17 protein-coding genes are annotated in these 17,081 nt (G+C 65.6%); 6 read left to right on the forward strand and 11 right to left on the reverse strand.

All coding sequences use genetic code 11. From position 1 onward, the window contains the following. Positions 1-94: 94 nt before the first annotated feature. Positions 95-625, reverse strand: coding sequence for a lytic transglycosylase domain-containing protein (locus tag HYH08_RS12745; RefSeq protein ID WP_220010152.1), 531 nt, complete (start codon positions 623-625; stop codon positions 95-97). Positions 626-856: 231 nt separating this feature from the next. On the opposite strand from HYH08_RS12745, the gene HYH08_RS12750 reads away from it, so the two are divergent. Next, positions 857-1,084: a hypothetical protein gene (locus tag HYH08_RS12750; RefSeq protein WP_220010153.1), complete on the forward strand. Its 228-nt coding sequence runs from the start codon at positions 857-859 to the stop codon at positions 1,082-1,084. 157 nt (positions 1,085-1,241) lie between these two features. On the opposite strand, the gene HYH08_RS12755 is transcribed toward HYH08_RS12750, so the two are convergent. Next, on the reverse strand, positions 1,242-2,567 hold the full coding sequence (locus HYH08_RS12755) for an ATP-binding protein (protein ID WP_220010154.1): 1,326 nt from the start codon (positions 2,565-2,567) through the stop codon (positions 1,242-1,244). Positions 2,568-2,580: 13 nt separating this feature from the next. Continuing rightward, positions 2,581-3,336, reverse strand: a complete 756-nt coding sequence (locus tag HYH08_RS12760; protein ID WP_220010155.1) for a response regulator — start codon at positions 3,334-3,336, stop codon at positions 2,581-2,583. A gap of 412 nt (positions 3,337-3,748) precedes the next feature. Between HYH08_RS12760 and HYH08_RS12765 the strand changes: the two genes are divergently transcribed. The 5 genes from HYH08_RS12765 to HYH08_RS12785 all read left to right on the forward strand — a co-directional run bounded on the left by HYH08_RS12765 (position 3,749) and on the right by HYH08_RS12785 (position 7,500). Beyond that, on the forward strand, positions 3,749-4,321 hold the full coding sequence (locus HYH08_RS12765) for a NuoB/complex I 20 kDa subunit family protein (protein ID WP_283844131.1): 573 nt from the start codon (positions 3,749-3,751) through the stop codon (positions 4,319-4,321). A gap of 40 nt (positions 4,322-4,361) precedes the next feature. Next, complete coding sequence (locus HYH08_RS12770) at positions 4,362-5,246, forward strand: MBL fold metallo-hydrolase (RefSeq protein ID WP_220010157.1); 885 nt, start codon at positions 4,362-4,364, stop codon at positions 5,244-5,246. Between the two features lie 31 nt (positions 5,247-5,277). Beyond that, the gene (locus HYH08_RS12775; RefSeq protein ID WP_220010158.1) at positions 5,278-5,634 is read left to right on the forward strand and encodes a hypothetical protein; all 357 of its coding nucleotides are present in this window, start codon (positions 5,278-5,280) and stop codon (positions 5,632-5,634) included. Positions 5,635-5,849: 215 nt separating this feature from the next. Beyond that, complete coding sequence (locus HYH08_RS12780; protein ID WP_220010159.1) at positions 5,850-6,737, forward strand: manganese catalase family protein; 888 nt, start codon at positions 5,850-5,852, stop codon at positions 6,735-6,737. A gap of 223 nt (positions 6,738-6,960) precedes the next feature. After that, on the forward strand, positions 6,961-7,500 hold the full coding sequence (locus HYH08_RS12785; RefSeq protein ID WP_220010160.1) for a PRC-barrel domain-containing protein: 540 nt from the start codon (positions 6,961-6,963) through the stop codon (positions 7,498-7,500). A gap of 99 nt (positions 7,501-7,599) precedes the next feature. Here HYH08_RS12785 and HYH08_RS12790 read toward each other — a convergent pair whose 3' ends face one another. The 8 genes from HYH08_RS12790 to HYH08_RS12825 all read right to left on the reverse strand — a co-directional run bounded on the left by HYH08_RS12790 (position 7,600) and on the right by HYH08_RS12825 (position 17,062). Continuing rightward, positions 7,600-8,808 (reverse strand): ABC transporter substrate-binding protein, encoded by a 1,209-nt coding sequence (locus tag HYH08_RS12790; protein ID WP_220010161.1) that lies wholly within the window; start codon positions 8,806-8,808, stop codon positions 7,600-7,602. A 289-nt stretch (positions 8,809-9,097) separates the two neighbouring features. Next, positions 9,098-9,925 carry an ABC transporter permease gene (locus tag HYH08_RS12795; RefSeq protein WP_220010162.1) on the reverse strand — a complete coding sequence of 276 codons (828 nt, stop codon included), beginning with the start codon at positions 9,923-9,925 and terminating at the stop codon, positions 9,098-9,100. After that, a complete protein-coding gene (locus tag HYH08_RS12800) occupies positions 9,922-11,184 on the reverse strand; it encodes an ABC transporter permease (protein WP_220010163.1) in 1,263 nt (420 codons plus the stop codon). Before HYH08_RS12800 ends, HYH08_RS12795 begins: the two co-directional genes overlap by 4 nt. A 6-nt stretch (positions 11,185-11,190) precedes the next feature. Next, positions 11,191-12,249: an ABC transporter substrate-binding protein gene (locus tag HYH08_RS12805; RefSeq protein WP_220010164.1), complete on the reverse strand. Its 1,059-nt coding sequence runs from the start codon at positions 12,247-12,249 to the stop codon at positions 11,191-11,193. Between the two features lie 48 nt (positions 12,250-12,297). Next, positions 12,298-13,407, reverse strand: a complete 1,110-nt coding sequence (locus tag HYH08_RS12810; protein WP_220010165.1) for an ABC transporter ATP-binding protein — start codon at positions 13,405-13,407, stop codon at positions 12,298-12,300. Positions 13,408-13,487: 80 nt separating this feature from the next. After that, entirely contained in the window at positions 13,488-15,056 is a 1,569-nt protein-coding gene (locus HYH08_RS12815; RefSeq protein ID WP_220010166.1) for a DUF4403 family protein, read from the reverse strand. A gap of 116 nt (positions 15,057-15,172) precedes the next feature. After that, positions 15,173-15,811, reverse strand: coding sequence for a Vgb family protein (locus HYH08_RS12820; RefSeq protein WP_220010167.1), 639 nt, complete (start codon positions 15,809-15,811; stop codon positions 15,173-15,175). Between the two features lie 30 nt (positions 15,812-15,841). Then, on the reverse strand, positions 15,842-17,062 hold the full coding sequence (locus HYH08_RS12825; protein WP_220010168.1) for a winged helix-turn-helix domain-containing protein: 1,221 nt from the start codon (positions 17,060-17,062) through the stop codon (positions 15,842-15,844). Between the last annotated feature and the right edge of the window lie 19 nt (positions 17,063-17,081).

Consider the following 17,081-nt stretch of genomic DNA (forward strand, 5'->3'; position numbering starts at 1 on the left):
CTCACAAAGCTCTTGTGCCACGGGGGCCGTCCACATATGGGTCCCGGCTCTGCGCAGCAACGCGATGCGTTGCAGCGCGTCCGGGACACGGGAGTTATCGAGCCGCCTCTGCGCGCGCGTTGCGGACCTGCTGGGCGAGCTTGCGATGAGGCACTTGGCCGAACATGGGCTGCGGATTGCCGTTGGACTCCAGCTGAGGCTCGAAGCTCGCCTGCTGCACGGCCTTCTGCCGCTGCTGCTTTGCAACGTAATAATAGCCGCCCGCGAAATAACGCACGGCCCGGTCGTGGTCGCCATTGGCGGCGTGATAGGCGCCGGCGAGGTACTTCACCGCATAGGTGAGATTGGTGTTGGCGTCGCGGAGTCCGGCGGCATCGCCGGTGTAGCCGAGGCCACGGGCGGTCGCGAGCTTGATCTGCATCATCCCGATAGTGCCGCCACGGCCGATGAGGCCAGGCTGATAGCGGCTCTCGCGCATGATGACGCGATGCACCAGCGCCTCCGGCACGCCGTTGGCGCGCGCATGCATGGCGACCATCTCGGCATATTCGGCCTGGCCCGCGAAGGCGGCCTGCGGCGACATCAATCCGGCCGCCAGCAGTGCGGCAATGCGTAAAATTTTCATCAGATACCCCTGATGTCCCAGAGCAACCTGCGCCCGGTGGCCGTTAGGCCTGCCGAACGCGGCGATGATGTGACCAAACGCCGCCGTTAACTTTTTCGGGGCGCGGAGCCGTCGTTACGGCACAAAGCTGGCGCAGAGTTCCCTCAGGCGGACACTCGCGGCAGCACGCCTGTCTATTCGCGCAAGCCTGCGAAAGCGAGTATGTAAGCGCGGCGAATTGGGAGAGGTGCCATGACAAAAACAACCATGGTCGAAGCCCACACCGGCGATATTCGGAAAGATATCCCAAGGCAGAACCCCTGTGCCCAATGCGGCGCGCCGATCGCAGCGCCCGACTGGATCGAGCCGGGCGAGGGGCGCGTCTCCTACCTCTGGACCTGCCAGGCCTGCCATTATCGCTTCGAGGCGATCGCGATCTTCGATGAGCCCGCGGTCGACTATCCACCGCTCGCGGCCTGATCAGCGTCACTGTGCATCGCGATCCCTTCACCTCTCCCATAGGGAGAGGTCGGCGCGTAGCGCCGGGTGAGGGGTTTCGCTTTCTCGTGGGATCTTCCCCCTCACCCGATTTGCTGCGCAAATCGACCTCTCCCTATGGGAGAGGTGAAGGGAACGCCTAAGCCGCCAGCCGCGGTTGCTGCCACACCGGCAGTTGCATCCGCACGACCAGGCCGTGCGGCTCGCGGTCGTGCAGCGACAGCTCGCCGCCATGGGCGAGCGCGATCGCGCGCGCGATCGACAGGCCGAGGCCGAAGCCGGTGGAATCGTCCATGGTGCGGGCGTCGTCGCCGCGCACGAACGGCTCCAGCATCTCCTGCTTGCGCGCATCCGAAATGCCGGGGCCGTCGTCCTCGACGTCGATGATGAGCCGCGCGCCCGAGATGTCGAGGCGGATCGTGACCTCGGCGCCGAAGCGCACCGCGTTCTCGACGAGGTTGGTGACGCCGCGATGCAGATCGTCGGGCCGCGCCGCGGCGGTTGCGGATAGCGGGCCATCGTAATGCACGACATGGCCCATGTCGCCGAACTGGTCGGCAATGAGCTGCAGCGTCGAGGCGATGTCGACCAGCGTCACCGCCTCGATCTTGCGGTCGTTGCGCAGCAGCGACAGCACGCTTTCCAGCATCGAACGCATCTGGTCGAGATCGATCAGCATGCGCTTGCGGTTGGTCTCGTCCTCGATGAACTCGGCGCGCAGCCGCAGGCGCGTGATCGGCGTGCGCAGATCGTGGCTGATCGCCGCCAGCATCTTGGTGCGGTCCGACATCAGCCGCGCGATCCGCTCGTGCATGCGGTTGAGCGCGCGTGCCACCGAGCGGATCTCTTCCGGGCCGCGTTCGGGCAGCGGATCGGCGGCGCCGTCCAGGCTGAAATTCTCGGCGGCCTTGGCGAAGGACGACAGCGGCGCCGCCAGCGCGCGCGCCGCCCACAGGCCGAGCACGGTGATGCAGATGAAGGCCGTCATCAGCGTCACCAGCCACGGCGCGCCCCAGAACCACGGCCGCGGACCGCCTTCGACCCGGCCGGCGATGATGGCCCCGTCAGGCAGCTGCACGCCGATGCGATGCGCGCCGCCTTCGGGAGTGAGCTGCATCACCTTGTAGGCGTGGCCGAGGTGGCGGCGCATGCCGTGCACATGCCCGCCCTCGCTCTCGTCCACCGCCGTCGCCGTGCCTGGCGCGATCGCCTCGAGGCCGAGCTTGGGAAAAGCCCGCGCGAGATCGGCGATCAGGCGCGGCCGCTCACCCGGCTCGGCCGCATTGAGCACCAGCGCGGCATCGGTCAATTGATGGGCGCCGTCCGGCGACGTGTCCGGGCGGTCCGGCCGGCTGATCAGGAAGGCGGTGGTGACGACGAGATGGAGCGTCACGGTCGAAGCCAGCACCAGCGCGGCGATCTGCCCGCCGATGCCCTTGAGATGGAAAAATCCGAACGGCTTCATCGTCGGCGTTCCGTCAGCTGCTTAAGGAGCTGGCGACTGCTTCCGTGCTTGCTGGTTCGGTTCTCGGCGTGAACAGGTAACCGCCGGAGCGCACCGTCTTGATGATGGTGGGGTCGGCCGGGTTGGGTTCGATCTTGCGGCGGATGCGGCTGACCAGCACGTCGATGGAGCGCTCGAACGAGCCGGTGTTGCGGCCCTGCGTGAGGTCGAGCAGGCTGTCGCGCGACAGGACGCGGCCGGGCCGTTCGCAGAAGGTGCGGAGCAGGTCGAACTCGGCGCTGGTCACCGCGACGCGGGCGCCTTCCGGATTGCGCAGCTCGCGCAGGCGAAGATCGATGCGCCAGCCCTCGAAGGCGAGCGTGCTCGCACCTTCGATCGAGCTTGCGGCCTGTGCGGCCGCCTGGCGGCGCAGCACCGCGTTGATGCGGGCGAGCAGCTCGCGCGGGTTGAAGGGCTTCGGCAGATAGTCGTCCGCGCCCATCTCGAGGCCGACGATGCGGTCGACGTCCTCGCCGCGCGCGGTCAGCATGATGATCGGCGTCTGGGCCTCCGAGCGTACCTTGCGGCACAGGCTGAGACCGTCCTCGCCGGGCAGCATGACGTCGAGAATAATGAGGTCGACCCTGTGATCGGCCATGGCGCGCGACATCTCGCGGCCATCGCTCACGGCGGTGACGTTGCAGGCGTTGTTGCGCAGGTACTTCGCAATCAACGTCCGGGTTTCGCGGTCGTCCTCGACGACCAGGATGTTGGGATTGGGAATGGCCATGCGCTTTGTTTGTCCAAGATTCGGGCCAAAAGGCGAAGATTTTTGTTTCAGATCATTTCTGAGTGCCCTGACTGCAGCACAGCGACACACCCGGGCGGTGCAGCGGCGAGGTCTCGTTATGGCTGTTAACCATAGCGTGGCGCGGTCACACAAGAAACCCCAAACCCACGGAGCCGTCATGACCACGATTTCGGCGGCTTCCGCGCGAGAAGCGATTTGTGGGCGGCGAAGTTCTCGAATGAGCGAAGGCGTTCTGCCGGCCGTCGCAACGATCCATGTTCCGAAACGGACCCGGTTCTAACATGCGATAGGTAAACGCTGAATGCGACCGCGGGAGGAGGAACGCACCTGTGGAACGGCGGTTCTCCGCAACGTGAGGTCGAGCATCGACGGCATCCTCCCAAGGCGATTCATGACTGTCATTCCTCCACAAGCGGACACTTCCCGGAATCAGCTCCCGCGACCCGGCGACGGCCAGCCTGCGAACACGTCCGATCCGTACTTCATGCAGATCCGCGACGACCTCGCCGACAAGGGATTTTTCACGGCAACAGCGGAGGAACTGATCGTCTGGGCGCGCACGGGATCGCTGATGTGGATGACGTTCGGGCTCGCCTGCTGCGCCGTCGAGATGATGCAGATGTCGATGCCGCGGTACGATGCCGAGCGTTTCGGATTCGCACCGCGCGCCTCGCCGCGGCAATCCGACGTGATCATCGTCGCGGGCACATTGACCAACAAGATGGCGCCGGCGTTCCGCAAGGTCTACGACCAGATGCCGGAGCCGCGCTACGTGATCTCGATGGGATCCTGCGCCAACGGAGGCGGCTACTATCACTACTCATACTCCGTCGTGCGCGGCTGCGACCGCATCGTTCCAGTCGACATCTACGTCCCTGGCTGCCCGCCGACAGCCGAGGCGCTGCTCTATGGCGTCATGCTGCTTCAGCAGAAGATCCGGCGAACGGGAACGATCGAACGATAGACTTGAATTTGGATCATCAGTGTCAGGACATCGCCGGGACATGGAGCAGATTCCTCTTCCTTCCTCCGCCGCGGCGGAACAACCGAGCCTCGATCTCGACCGCAAGGACAATACACGGCAGATCGTCGCCGACGTCGCCTACCGGCAGCTGGCTATCGTCAACGTCATCTTCGTCGGCTTCGAAGGTGCGGGTGACGGCAATTGGGTGCTGGTTGACGCGGGCATTCCGGGTTCGGCGCAGGCCATCCGCTCCGCGGCAAGCGCGCGGTTTGGCGGCAACGGCCGGCCCGCCTGCATCATCATGACGCACGGCCATTTCGACCACGTCGGCGTGCTCGAGACGCTCGCGAACGAATGGGAGGTGCCGGTCTACGCGCATGCGGCCGAACATCCCTATCTCGACGGCAGCCGCTCCTATCCTCCGGCCAATCCCGGCGCGGGCGGCGGGCTGCTCGCGCTGATCTCGCCGTTGTTTCCGACCAAGCCGGTCGACGTTGCATTGCACCTCTATGATCTTCCCAGCGATCACAGCGTGCCCTTCATGCAGGACTGGCGCTGGATTCATACACCCGGTCATACACCGGGACATATCTCGCTCTGGCGCGAACGCGACCGCGTGCTGATCGCCGGCGACGCATTCATCACGACGCGACAGGAGTCCGTCTATTCGGCCGTCACCCAGTCGCCGGAGATGCACGGGCCTCCGATGTATTTCACGCCTGACTGGAAGAGTGCGAAGGCTTCGGTGCGCGAGCTCGCCGCGCTGGCGCCGGAGATCGTCGTCACCGGCCATGGCGCCGCGATGCAGGGACCACAGATGCGCGCGGCGCTGGATACGCTCGCCGCGCGTTTCGACGATGTCGCCGTCCCACGCAACGTTGCCGCGGAAGACGCAACGTTTAGGAACGCTCCGAGCGGCCGCTGATTGGTCCGAGGTCAACCTCTGGAGATAAAACATGCGTAAGACAATTCTGACAGTCCTCATGGCCGCGACGCTGGCCGGCACCTCGGTCGGCGCAGCGTTTGCGCAAGGTGGAGGTGGTGGTGCAGGCGGCGGCGCCGGTGGTGGTGCAGGTGGCGGCGCCGGCGGCGGCGCAGGCGCTGGTGCAGGCGCGGGTGCTGGTGGCGCCGGAGCCGGCGGCAGTGCCGGCGCCGGCGGTTCGGGATCGGGCGATGGCGGCGCCTCGGGCGGCGCCGGATCGGGTGGCGGCGGTATCACTCACTCGGAGCGCGGCGGACAGGGCGCATCGAGCGCTCCGGGTATGCGCAACGAGACGACTCCGCCATCGAACGGCACCCTTCCACGGCGCTAGATCATCACGTCATCAACGCGCGCCTCGGTCCGTTTCCTTCCAGATGTGCGCGCGAGAGCGGCCCCGGCGAATCCTCCCTTGCGCCGGGGCCGCGTTCGTTTTTGCCGCCGCATGAGCCGATGTGAGAACGCATCGAAGTCACGCGGGAAAAGTTTAGGAACGCAGCCCGGCAGCTTTCATTGCGCACATGTGCCAGGACACAAAAGGAGCTGCGCATGTACTACTTCGACAAACGACTGCAATATCCCGTCAGGGTCGAGAAGCCCGATCCGATCTTCGCGCGCCAACTGCAACAGGCCATCGGAGGCGTCGAGGGCGAGATTCGCGTCTGCCTCCAATACTTCTTCCAGGCCTGGGGCGCGCGCGGACCTGCGAAATATCGCGACGTCCTTCTCAACACCGCGACCGAAGAGATCAGCCACATCGAGATGCTTGCAACGGCCGTCGCATTGAATCTCGAGGACGCACCGGCGACGATGCAGGAGACCAGCCTGCAAGCCAATCCGGTCGTCGGCGCCGTCATGAACGGCGGCGAAAGGCCGCGTCACGTCATCGAGGGAATGCTGCATCGACACATCCTATCGACCGGCATGTCGGCATTCCCCGCCAATTGCGACGGCGTGCCGTTCGACTGCTCGCACGTCTACGCCAGCGGCAATCTCGCGGCCGACATGTATTGCAACGTCGCCGCCGAATCCACCGGGCGGACGCTTGCCGTCCGCCTCTACAATTCGACGAGCGACCCGGGCATGCAGGACATGTTGAGCTACCTCATCGCGCGCGACACCATGCATCAGCAGCAATGGCTCGCGGTGATCGAGGAGATGGGCGCGGAGGCGTCGCTGCCGATCCCGAACAGCTTCGATCGCAGCAAGGAGGCAACCGAGTTCAGCTACATGTTCATGGGCACCGAGCGCGGCGGCGATTCACTGCAAACGGGCCGCTATTGCGAAGGTCCTTCCCTCGACGGCAAGGGGACGTTCACGTTCCGCGGGGGCTTCGAGCCCCTGGGACAGGAGCCGGTGCTGGGACCCGCACGTCCCGACAGCGGCGCTCAGGTGGAGCAGATGAACGAGCCGCCGGTGACGAATGCGCTGAGCTGAAGCCGCCGAAAAAGGGCCGCCCATTGCGGGCGGCCCATCATGCGCGCTTCGTTGTTGAGGGAGCCAGCCCCTGACGGGAACTGTGCATCCGGAACGTTGGCGCGCGGAACTTCCATCGCACTGCAGCGCCGTTTTGCGCGGCCAAAATCTCGCGTCTGCTGGAACTGCAGGTGTTCAGCGCGGTTCTTTCCGCACGAGTTTTCTGCTGAAGGAGAGGACAACAATGTTGATGAAATCGATCGCCACCGGCCTCGCCGGCACCGCTCTGCTCGCGACCGTCGCGTTCGCCCAGTCGCCGACCGCCACCGGCGACAAGGCGCCGAGTGCAGCCTCCACTGCGACGACGACCACCACAACCGCCTCCAATGAATGGCGTGCGTCGAAGCTGGCGGGCGTGAAGGTCTACAACGACGCCAACGAGAACATCGGCTCGATCAACGATCTGCTGATGGACAAGAGCGGCAACGTGAAGATCGCCGTGATCGGCGTCGGCGGCTTCCTCGGCATGGGCGAGCATCTGGTCGCCATTCCCTATGAGAAGCTGAAATTCGTCAACGAGGCCGTGGCCTATACCGGCACCGGCGCGAACCCGGGCACGCGTCCGGCGGCGTCCACGACGACCGGCGCTGCGACCGGCACCGACAGGCCGGCTGCGAGCTCGACGTCGACCTCGTCGTCCTCGAAGTGGTATCCGGACCACGCCGTGTTCAATGCCAGCAAGGACGAGCTGAAGAACATGCCCGAGTTCAAGTACTCGGAGTAATGCGGCTCTGATCAGCTAAACGAAGCGCGCCCGGTTTTCACCGGGCGCGCTGTCGTGTCGTTCTTTCTTCACTTTTCCCGCAAGTGGCGAGAGGGACGACTACTTCACCAGCGGGCAGCCGCCCTTGTCGAGCGGACGGAAGGCTTCGTCGCCGGGCACGGTGGCGATCAGCTTGTAGAGGTCCCACTCGCCCTTGGAGTCCTCGGGCTTCTTGACCTCGAACAGATACATGTCGTGGACCATGCGGCCGTCGATGCGGATCTTGCCGTTTTTGGCGAAGAAGTCGTTGACCGGCGTCTTGCGCATCTGCTCCATCACCTTCGGCGCCTCGTCGGTTTTGATTGCCTCGATCGCCTTCAGATAATGCATGGTCGCCGAATAGAGCCCGGCCTGGATCATGGTCGGCATGTGCCCGACCTTGTCGTTGAAGCGTTTCGAGAAGGCGCGCGTCTCCTCGTTCATGTCCCAGTAGAACGCGTCGGTGACGATCAGGCCCTGCGTCGCCTTGATGCCGAGCGAATGGGTGTCGGTGATCTCCTGCAGCAGCGCGATCATCTTCTGGCCGCCCTGGGTCAGGCCGAACTCGGCCGCCTGCTTCAGCGCATTGGTGGTGTCGCCTCCGGCGTTCGCCAGCGCGACCACCTTGGCCTTCGAGGCCTGAGCCTGGAGCAGGAAGGAGGAGAAGTCCGACGAGTTGAGGGGATGGCGGACCTCGCCGAGCACCTTGCCGCCGCTTTCCTTGACCACGTTGGCGGCGTCGCGCTGCAGCGCCATGCCGAAGGCGTAATCAGCGGTGACGAAGAACCAGGTGTCCTCGCCGCGCTTCACCATCGCCTTGCCGGCGACGTTCGACAGCGCATAGGTGTCGTAGGTCCAGTGCACCGTGTTGGGCGAACAGGCGGGCCCGGTGATGTCGGAGGAGCCGCCGCCGGAATTGATGTGGATCTTGTTTTTCTCGCGCGTCAGCGCCGAGATCGGCAGCGCCACCGACGACGTGGGCACGTCGAAGATCGCGTCCACCTTGTCGTTGTCGTACCAGTTGCGGGCGATGTTGACGCCGACGTCGGGCTTGTTCTGATGATCGGCGGCGACGACTGCGACAGGCTTGCCGGCGACCTTGCCACCGTAATCGGCGACCGCCATCTCGACCGCGGCGAGCGAGCCCTTGCCAGTCGCATCCGCATAGAGGCTCGACATGTCCGTGAGCACGCCGATCTTGACGACATCGTCGGAAATCTGCGCCTGTGCCGCGCCTGACGCGGCGGCGAGCGCGAGCCCGGCCGCGACGGCGGCGATGAGTTTTTGCATGTGTTTCTCCCTGAGCATTGTTGTTTGGGCGTTGTTGCGAGGACCGTTGTAGCCGCTATCGGCCATGGCAGCTAAGCGGCGCGCGCCATAGCGGAATGCAAAATCGGAAGGGGCAGGGGGTTGTTTCCTTCGCCTCGCCCCGCTTGCGGGGAGAGGCCGGAGTGCATCGAAGATGCATTCCGGGTGAGGGGGGACTCTCCGCGAGTCTCACTGCCGGCGTCCTTGCGGAGACTCCCCCTCACCCCAACCCTCTCCCCGCAAGCGGGGAGAGGGAGAAGTCGAGCGCCGTTCAGGCGCCGCCCTTCAGTCGTTCATTGCGCCGGCGCAAGGCTTCCAGCGTCGCGAGGAGGATCACCGACACCGCCGTCAAAATCACCGCCGCCGCGGTGATGGTCGGGCTGATGTTCTCGCGGATGCCGCTGAACATTTCGCGGGGCAAAGTGCGCTGCTCGGGCCCTGCCATGAACAGCACGATCACCACTTCGTCGAAGCTGGTGGCAAAGGCGAACAGTGCGCCTGATGCAAGGCCGGGCAGGATCAGCGGCAGGATCACGCGGCGGAACGCCTGAAGCGGCGAGGCGCCAAGCGAGGCGGCGGCGCGGGTGAGATTGGTGTCGAAGCTTTGCAGCGTCGCGCCGACCGTGATCACCACAAACGGCGTTGCCAGCGCGGTGTGGGCCAGGACCAGGCCGAGATAACTGCCGGTGAGGCCAATCGGCGCGAAGAAGAAATACAGGCCCACTGCGGTGATGACGCCGGGCACGACGACGGGCGACAGCACGAAAGCCAGCACCAGCGGTTTGAGGCGGCTCTTCCACTGCGCCAGCCCCAGCGCGGCCAGCGTGCCCAGCACCATCGACAGCACGGTCGAGGCGACGCCGATGATCATGCTGTTCTTCAGCGCATTCATCCAGCGCGGCGAATGGATGAAATCGTCGTACCAGCGAAACGAGAAGCCCGGCAGCGGATAGGTGAGGTAGGAGCCCGAACTGAACGACAGCGGCATGATCGCCAGAATCGGCGCGATCAGGAAGAAGAAAACCAACGTCGAGATGACGATGGTCGCGCTCCATGCGATGCGCTGGCTGGGCGTGCGGAGGGTGGAATTGTCGCTCAATTCTTCATCCCTCCGGTGACCTGCTGGCCCTGCACCAATCTGCCGTAGACGAGGGCGAGCAGAACGGTTGCGAGCAGCAGCACGGCGCCCAGCGCGGACGCAAGGCCCCAATTGGCGGTCTCGGTGGTGTAGAGCGCAATGAAGTAGCTGATCATCTGATCGGCGGCGCCGCCGACCAGCGCCGGTGTAATGTAGTAGCCGAGCGCGAGGATGAAGACGAGCAGGCTTCCGGCGCCGATGCCGGGCAGGGTCTGCGGCAGGTAGATGCGCCGGAAGGCGGTGAGGGGCGGCGCGCCGAGCGAGGCGGCGGCGCGCATATAGGCCGGCGAGATCGCCTTCATGCTGCTGTAGAGCGGCAGGATCATGAACGGCAGCAGCACGTGGGTCATCGCCACGCAGACGCCGAACCGATTGTAGATCAGGCGCAGCGGCGCATCGATGATGCCGAGCCAGTGCAGGCTGTCGTTGACCACGCCCTGGCTCTGCAACAGCACGATCCAGGCGCAGGTGCGGACCAGCAGCGACGTCCAGAACGGCAGCAGCACGAAGATCATCAGCAGGTTGGATTTGCCCGCCGGCAGCGTCGCCAGCAGATAGGCGACGGGGAAGCCGAGGATCAGGCAGAGTACCGTGACACTGAGGCTGATGAGGAAGGTGCGGCCGAAAATTTCGCGATAGATGGCCTGATCGGGCGGTGCCGCCATGATCGCGCCGTCCGCATTCCGCGTCAGGTCGAGCGCCGCGAGGAGATAAAAGCCGGTTACGGGGCCGCTCGCGTCCTTGATCGTCGTCCATGTCGCCCGTTCGCGCCAGGCCGGATTGATCTTGCCGAGCGTCTCCTTCGCGGTGCCTGTATCAGGTACTGTCTTCAGATTGCGTGCGGTGCTGGTCAGGATGCTGCGAAAGCCGTTCAGGGCGTAGTTGAGCCGCTTGGCTGCAATCGCAAGGGTGCCGGCTTCGCGCGCTGTCTGGATGTCGTTGGCCAGCGCCGCATAAGGCTTTTCGTCCGGCAGGTCCTTGCCGTCCCAATTGGCGAGAGCAGCGACGGTTTGCGGCAGAACCTGACGGACCTCGTGATCGTCGACCGCGCGCCACAGCATGCCGGCGATCGGCCCTGCGAAGGTGAAGAGCAGGAAGATGAGAAGCGGTGCGACCAGCGCCAATGCCTTGACCTGGCGTGCCCGCTCCGCGCGCCTCAACCGGCGTTTGAGCGGTACCTCGGTCTCGGCATCAGCGCCGATCAAGAGCGCATCCGTCATTGGTCGCTATTTCGCGGCCCATTTGTTGAAGCGCTCGGTCAGGCGGTCGATGTTCTCGAGCCAGAAGCCGACATTGATCTCGACCGCGTTCTTGATGTTGTCGGGCGCTGTCGGCAGGTCCTTCAGGACAGCGGGCTGCAGCTTGCCGGCTGCGTCCTTGTTCGAAGTGCCGTAGGCGATGTTCTCCGACAGCTTTGACTGGTTCTCCGCCTTGCCCGCGAAGTCGAGGAATTTGTAGGCCGCGTCCTTGTTCGGGCTGCCCTTCAGGATGACCCAGCTGTCGAGCGTGAACAGCGCGCCGTCCCACACCATGCCAAAATTCTTCTTCTCGTTCTTGTTCGCGGTGTCGATGCGGCCATTGTAGACCGAGGTCATCGCGACTTCGCCCGAGGCGAGCAGTTGCGGCGGCTGGGCGCCGGCCTTCCACCAGACGAGATCGCCCTTGATGGTGTCGAGCTTCTTGAATGCGCGCTCGACGCCCTCGTCGGTCGCGAGCACCTTGTAGACGTCCTTCGGTGCGACGCCGTCGGCCATCAGCGCGATCTCCAGCGTGGTCTTCGGGCCCTGACGCAGGGCGCGCTTGCCGGGAATCTTCTTGGTGTCGAAGAAGTCGGCCCAGCCGCTGGGCGCCTCCTTCAGCTTGTCCTTGTCGTAGCCGAGCACGAAGTCATAGAGGATGGCGCCGACGCCGCAAGCGTTGACCGATGGCGGGATATAGGCGGCCTCGCCGCCGATCTTCGAATAATCCAGCTTCTCGAACAGGCCTTCCTCGCAGCCGACCGCGAGCTCGTCGCTCTCGACCTGGACGACGTCCCAGGTGGCGGCGCCGCCCTGCACCTTGGCGCGCAGCACGCCGACGCCGCCGTCCCACGACTCGTCGTTCATGGCGATGCCCGATGCCTTCTTGAACGGCTCGAAATAGACCTTCTTCTGGGCCTCCTGGTACGCGCCGCCCCACGACACCACGGTGAGGTCACGTGCCTGCGCGACAGGGGCCAGCGCAGCGCTGGCGCAAAACGCCGCGGCGAATCCCAGAGCAATCGTGCCAGTCTTGCGCTTCAGCATGGTCCTTGTTCCTTCTTCCTGTGTGTTGCGTTGAGCTTGACCGCTGGATCAGACGGGATCGAGGGCCAAGCAATCCTCGGGCCGGAAGCTGATGAATACGCTCTCGCCGGGTGTAAGACTGCGATGGGCGCCAAGCTGAAGCTTGACCATGAACTCGGCATTGTCCGCGACATCGAGCACGGCCAGCGCGTGGTCGCCGAGATAGATAGTGTTCTGCACTTTTGCCGGCAGCCGGTTCGGCCCGTCGCTGGAAGTGCCCTCGGGGATGATGGCAATCCGCTCCGGACGCACAGACAGCGAGGTCGATGCGCCCGCGCCCGAAATATTGACCGCCCGCGCGGTGACAGCGCCGCCGCCAGCCAGCGCGACGCGGCAATAGTCCTTGTCGATGGTCTCGACCGTGCCGGCCAGCACGTTGTTCTCGCCGATGAAGTGCGCCACGAAACTGTTGACCGGACGCTCATACAGCGCGTCGGGCCGGTCGATCTGCTGCACGATGCCGTCGTTGAACACGGCGATGCGGTCCGACATGGTGAGCGCTTCGCTCTGGTCGTGGGTGACGTAGACGATCGTGATGCCCATGGTCTCGTGCAGCTGCTTGATCTCCAGCTGCATCTGCTCGCGCAGGCGCTTGTCCAGCGCGCCCAGGGGCTCGTCCATCAGCACCAGTTGCGGATTGAACACCAGTGCGCGGGCCAGCGCCACGCGCTGCTGCTGGCCGCCGGACAATTGCCCGGGCCGCCGCTGCGCCATTGTCTCCATCTTGATCATGCGCAGCGCGGCGTTGACCCGCTCTTGCGTTTCGGCCGTGCTCGTGTTGCGTACCGAGAGCGGGAAGGCGATGTTCTCGGCGATGGTCAGATGCGGGAACAGGGCATAGTTCTGGAACACCATGCCGATGTCGCGCTTGTGCGGCGGCACATTCTTGATCGGCCGCTCGCCGAGAAAGATCTCGCCCTGGGTTGGAACCTCAAAGCCGGCCAGCATCATCAGCGTGGTCGTCTTGCCCGAGCCCGAGGGGCCGAGCAGGGTGATGAACTCGCCCTTCCTGATGTCGAGGTCGAGGTTCTTCACCACGAGGTGCTCACCATCATAGGTCTTCTGTATGCCGGAAAAGCGCACCAAGGCCGGCGCAGGCGTGACCATGCCGGCTTCCATCTTGTCCTCGCGTCGTCCCCTATGTTGCTGGGCGAGATTAGCACCCTCGGGCGAGAATGCCAGCGGCGCAAGCAGGCGCGCTACATCCCCGGCAGCTTGGTCACATACACGTTCAACGTCCCGCCGGCTTCGGCGACCACGCGCAGCGTCTTGGAGTCGAAGGCGATGTCGGCGAGGGTGAGGCTGTCGATTTTCGCATCGACCTTGAGGCCGTCCTCGCTCTTCTGGTAGTCGGCGATGGCGGCTGCGATCTTCTCGCGCGCATTGGCGGCGATCGGCTTCAGGTCGAGCGTCGCCTTCTGCACCAGCGCCTGCTGCATCTGCGGCACCACCGCGCGGGCTGCGGCCCCGAGCAGGCCGAAGGCGGCCTCGGACTCCACCGCGAGCTGGATGTCGGCGAGCCGGAGCGTCTGCTGCGCCTGGTCGAGCATCGGCCGGCCCCAGATGTGCACGGTCGCCTCGGCACCGAGGCCGAGCCAGCTCTTCTTCTCCTTGGCGCGCACCAGCAGCGAGATCAGCAGGCGCTCGCCCCAGGGGACGACGTCGACGCTCTTCACGGTGACGTCGACCGGGCCCGAGCCGTCCTCGGGATAGGTGTGGCCGACCATTTGCGCGGCGATCAGCTTGTTGATCTCGGTGAAGGGCACGTCGATGGGGACGCCGATGTTCACGCCGGTGCCGGTCGGCGGCACGATCGAGATTTTTTCGGGGAACGGGCAGTCCGGCTTGGACGGCGTCGAGGTGACGCGCGTCTCGAGCTCGAGGCCCATCAGCAGCGTCACGTTCTGCGCGTCGACGCGCGGCTGCGCGGCGATGGCGCGGGTCGGCTTCATCTCGAGCCAGAGCGGCGGCAGCGCAGCGGACGAGCCGGTGCCTTGCAGCGGGATCGAGCGGCACGCCTTGGCCCATTGCATCTTCGCATTCTCGCGCAGCGAGGGATCGTTGCGGATGCGCTCCGAGACGATATTGATCTGCTCGCCGACATTCTTGTCGATCAGCGGCTTGACCTGCGCCGGCACGTTGACCTTGGCGCCGGAGAGGTTGACGTTGGTGTCGCCGAGATTGACCTGCGCCCCGAGATTGGGCTCGAGATGCCAGTTGGCCGCGAGCTTCGGGCGTGAGGTGACGATGACGTTACCCTTGATCTCGGCGCTGGCGTTCAAATTCTTGATGTTGATCGCGCCGATCCGCTTCGCGGCGTCACCACCGAGCACGCTGCCGAGCGCATCGCCGAGGGCGCCGGTGGTCTTCGCGGACAGCGAGCCCGTCACGTTCAGCTTGCCAGAGAGCGGCGTCGAGATCGTCAGCACGTCCTTGTCGCCGGTGGCGGCCATCGGTCCGCGCACGGCGGACCAGCCGATGTCGGCATTCTCCAGGATCTGCGAAATCGGGTTGTCGGCCTTGCCGGCGAAGTTGCGCGGTGCGGCCTTCTCGGCCTGCTCCCGGATCGCCGATATCGCGATCGCGACCGGCGCGACCACGATCGAGCTCTTTGCGGCCGGCGGCAGCGGGGGCAATTGCGCGACCGGCGGGGCGGAATTGGTCGCGCGCGGCGACAGCCAGTCCATCGCCTTCAGGCTGATGACAAACGACACCGCCAGCACCGCGACTGCGATCAGGACAGTTTTCAAATTCAACGTCAGACGCATCAATCCCCCAGGCCGCCCGGAGGGGATTTTACAGGCCGGGCGAGGAGGGCGCTAGAGCGCACCAAGGGGGTGGAATTGGGGCGAACAGGTTAACGTTTGCGCACGCCCTTGCACGCCTAGCCGCGTTTGGGACGGCGGACTGCGCGCACCTTGCCCGTAGCACCGCCGCCGCAGAACAGGCGGTCGCCACCATCCGATTCCAGTCCCGAAACCATCGTCCCCGCGGGCATATCCAGCTGCTCCAGCACCTTGCCGGTCTCGGGGTCGACCCGCCTGATGTCACTGTCCTCGCCCTCCCAGGTGCCGTGCCAGAGCTCGCCGTCGACCCAGGTCACCCCGGTCACGAAGCGCTTGCTCTCGATGGTGCGGAGAACTTTTCCGGTGTCCGGATCGATCTGGTGGATCTTGCGGTCGCGATATTGTCCGACCCAGAGCGAGCCTTCGGCCCAGGCCAGCCCGGAGTCACCGCCGCCGCCGGGCGCGGGAATGGTGGCAATTACCCTGCCGGTGGCGGCGTCGATCTTCTGGATGCGGTCCTCGGCGATCTGGAACAGATGGCGGCCGTCGAACGCGGTGCCCGCATGCGCGGCGACGTCGATCGAGCGGGCGATCTTGCCGCTGGCGGGATCGACGGCGTTGAGCTTGTCGCCCGATGCGAACCAGACATGGGTGCCGTCATAGGTGACGCCGTGCACGGCCTCGACGCCTGCGAACGGTCCGTATTCCCTGACGATCTCGGCGGCTGAGCGTTTCATCTGCGTGATCCCTGTGATGTGTCCGCAAGCTTAAATCTTCAGGATGGGTGCGGGGAGTAACAAGCCTGTCGGGAAACCCGGGACGGGCGGCGTCATCCAGCGCCGCGCGCGGCCATGTCCGAACGACTGCACCTTGTTCGATCGCGCCAGCTCGTCGAGCGCACGCTGCACCGTGCGCGCGCTCGTGCCCAGCGCCAGCGCGAGGGCCGAGCTCGACCATGGCTCGCCGTCGGCGAGGAAGGCGAGGACCGCGGCGTGCTTCTCCTCGACGGGACGCGCCAGCACGAGGACGTCACGCGTCTTCCGGGGCGAGAGCATAAAACCCTCTCTGGTCGCGCTGATGTCGGCCAGCGGCTTGAGCTTGGTGCGGAGCCGGCCGATCTCGACGCGCAATCGCGCGCGATGGGACTCATCGGCGTGCCTTGCGTGGAACGCGCCTGCGATCAGCGCCTCCCGCGAGACATCCGCGGGCCAGGCCTGCGCCAGCAGACGCACCAGCGCGAACAATACCGGCCGCGTTCCGAGCGAGGCAACGACGCCCTGCCGGCGCACGACATGATGGAAGGTGTCGACCACGAGCGCGGTCGATGTCGCGAGGCGCTCGACCTCGCCGAGCAGCAACGGGTGCTCGCTGCCGCGCGCGATCAGGCGCGCGGCCGGCGTATCGAGGATGAGCCTGGCGCTGTCGACCTCGGCCGCAAGCGCGGGAATGCCGGCCTGAAGCGCGGCTTTTGCCGCCAGCTCAAGCGCCGCGCGCGCCTCTTTCGTCTTCAGCCGCCGGATCGCGATGCCGGCGACCACGAGCTCGCGGACGACTTGCGAGGCCGGCGCGAGCGGGACGGCGCCAAGCCCGGCCAGGATGCGCTCGGCCTCGTCGATGCGGCCGACGAGGAGCAGGCGGCGCGCCTCGATGTGGCCCGCATGCGCGGCATTGGCGAGATCGCCGTGCCTTTCCAGCGTGGCACGCGCGTCCACGAGCGCTTTCACCGGCCAGTTCAGCTCGCGCGAGACCAGTGCGATCTCGGCCTCGGCTACCACGCATCTTGCGCGCGCCATGGCTTCGCGCGGACCGAACGCACGCGCGGCGCTGCGCAGCAGCGTCTTCGCCTTCGCGAGATCGCCGAGCTGCGCCATCGCGATGCCGCGCAGCGCCAGCGACGGGGCGTCGTTGCGCAGCGCCACACGGTTCAGCGCGCCGAGCGGATCGCCGGCCTCGAGCGCCCGCGCGGCGGCGGTGATCAGCGACTCCATGCCAATCCCGCCACACTTG

Origin of the sequence: Bradyrhizobium sp. BR 10289 (assembly GCF_019455385.1) — a bacterium.
Taxonomy (GTDB): domain Bacteria; phylum Pseudomonadota; class Alphaproteobacteria; order Rhizobiales; family Xanthobacteraceae; genus Bradyrhizobium.

What these genes read in the sequence shown, in the direction of transcription:
- HYH08_RS12745 (WP_220010152.1), bottom strand. Translation starts at nt 625, where the DNA reads ATGAAAATTTTACGCATTGCCGCACTGCTGGCGGCCGGATTGATGTCG.
- HYH08_RS12750 (WP_220010153.1), top strand. Translation starts at nt 857, where the DNA reads ATGACAAAAACAACCATGGTCGAAGCCCACACCGGCGATATTCGGAAA.
- HYH08_RS12755 (WP_220010154.1), bottom strand. Translation starts at nt 2,567, where the DNA reads ATGAAGCCGTTCGGATTTTTCCATCTCAAGGGCATCGGCGGGCAGATC.
- HYH08_RS12760 (WP_220010155.1), bottom strand. Translation starts at nt 3,336, where the DNA reads ATGGCCATTCCCAATCCCAACATCCTGGTCGTCGAGGACGACCGCGAA.
- HYH08_RS12765 (WP_283844131.1), top strand. Translation starts at nt 3,749, where the DNA reads ATGACTGTCATTCCTCCACAAGCGGACACTTCCCGGAATCAGCTCCCG.
- HYH08_RS12770 (WP_220010157.1), top strand. Translation starts at nt 4,362, where the DNA reads ATGGAGCAGATTCCTCTTCCTTCCTCCGCCGCGGCGGAACAACCGAGC.
- HYH08_RS12775 (WP_220010158.1), top strand. Translation starts at nt 5,278, where the DNA reads ATGCGTAAGACAATTCTGACAGTCCTCATGGCCGCGACGCTGGCCGGC.
- HYH08_RS12780 (WP_220010159.1), top strand. Translation starts at nt 5,850, where the DNA reads ATGTACTACTTCGACAAACGACTGCAATATCCCGTCAGGGTCGAGAAG.
- HYH08_RS12785 (WP_220010160.1), top strand. Translation starts at nt 6,961, where the DNA reads ATGTTGATGAAATCGATCGCCACCGGCCTCGCCGGCACCGCTCTGCTC.
- HYH08_RS12790 (WP_220010161.1), bottom strand. Translation starts at nt 8,808, where the DNA reads ATGCAAAAACTCATCGCCGCCGTCGCGGCCGGGCTCGCGCTCGCCGCC.
- HYH08_RS12800 (WP_220010163.1), bottom strand. Translation starts at nt 11,184, where the DNA reads ATGACGGATGCGCTCTTGATCGGCGCTGATGCCGAGACCGAGGTACCG.
- HYH08_RS12805 (WP_220010164.1), bottom strand. Translation starts at nt 12,249, where the DNA reads ATGCTGAAGCGCAAGACTGGCACGATTGCTCTGGGATTCGCCGCGGCG.
- HYH08_RS12810 (WP_220010165.1), bottom strand. Translation starts at nt 13,407, where the DNA reads ATGGAAGCCGGCATGGTCACGCCTGCGCCGGCCTTGGTGCGCTTTTCC.
- HYH08_RS12815 (WP_220010166.1), bottom strand. Translation starts at nt 15,056, where the DNA reads ATGCGTCTGACGTTGAATTTGAAAACTGTCCTGATCGCAGTCGCGGTG.
- HYH08_RS12820 (WP_220010167.1), bottom strand. Translation starts at nt 15,811, where the DNA reads ATGAAACGCTCAGCCGCCGAGATCGTCAGGGAATACGGACCGTTCGCA.
- HYH08_RS12825 (WP_220010168.1), bottom strand. Translation starts at nt 17,062, where the DNA reads ATGGAGTCGCTGATCACCGCCGCCGCGCGGGCGCTCGAGGCCGGCGAT.